We start from the raw sequence: 1,190 nt of genomic DNA, 5'->3' as shown, positions 1-1,190 counted from the left end.
TCCACAAACTGCTCTGGCGTAATTGGGCGATTCACAAAATATTCAACTTCCATTTTTTACTTTCCTATAGAGCCCAAACTTCAACTTGCTTATAACGCCCAATTAAGTAGTGAGCAACGCTACCACCTACCTCAACCCTTGTGCCGTAAACACTAAAGCTGATTCAAACTCAAAGTGCCAAGCGTTGCGAATCTGCTTGAATTGCTTGTTATATGCGTGGTAGGTTGCAACTTTAGACTATGGGATGACACAAAAATGAATCTAGAACAATACCTTAGTGCAATTAGAGCAAATCCACTATACAACAATAAAGGATACTCAGGTCATTTCCCTAACCCTACGACATTGCTAGAAAAGCCACAACAACACTTAAAAATAATTGTTGAACAAGGGGAGTTATTACTCAAAGCCCTAGAAGAACCTCAATTGCTTGAACCTATCTTAGGAATAACACCAACCAAATACGACATTAAACAACTTTGCAAACTATTAACGAGTGATATTACACAATTTTCAACTAAATACTCCCAGCTCAAGCTCTTTGAAAATTCATTACACTATGGACAAGAACTCTTACCAAGCCATACATTGTTTAACCTAGCACGCGCAAATTTATTGCAAGACACTTACGAACAACATGTCGACTTAAATTGCCAACCAAGCGTTTATAAAATCTATTCAATCCCATTTATTTTAAGATTAGCTATCGAGAATAAGTTAAAAGCAATGGTAGGCTTTAACTCATCCACAACAAAATTAAGTGACAATCAAACTAAGAAATCCAATCACTTCCCTGCACTTAAAGTGATTAATTTCTTAAAAGATAGTGATTTTGTTAAAAGCCCCTTAGCTTTTAGTGAACTTAAAAAAGTTTACAACTGGTCGTGCTCTTTTGTACATACAGGACAGAAGGAATATATATGGATGACATTGAAAGCCACATCCCACATTAACAAACTTTTTTCATTGGATGAATCTCGATATTTAGGACAAGATATTGTATATCTCAAAGAGGGCGTAACCATAGAAGACCTCCAACAAGCTATTAACACTTCGGATAGTTTTGCTAATCCACAAGAATCAAAAGTTATCGAAAAATCAATAGAGCTAAACTGCGATCAATTGAACTTTGATATGACTTCAAGCTTTTGGGACAATAGATCTCGATAGCATATAACGCCCGCCTAAGG

At 36.1% G+C, this 1,190-nt stretch carries 1 protein-coding gene; it reads left to right on the top strand.

Going from position 1 to position 1,190, the window contains the following annotated elements:
- Positions 1 to 255: 255 nt before the first annotated feature.
- Positions 256 to 1,170 (top strand): hypothetical protein, encoded by a 915-nt coding sequence (locus tag GOU96_RS17620; RefSeq protein ID WP_258503743.1) that lies wholly within the window; start codon positions 256 to 258, stop codon positions 1,168 to 1,170.
- Positions 1,171 to 1,190: the final 20 nt, after the last annotated feature.

It is taken from the genome of Vibrio sp. R-1, assembly GCF_035615595.1.
GTDB lineage: Bacteria > Pseudomonadota > Gammaproteobacteria > Enterobacterales > Vibrionaceae > Vibrio > Vibrio cholerae.
This window is presented reverse-complemented; position numbering and strand designations above follow the sequence as displayed.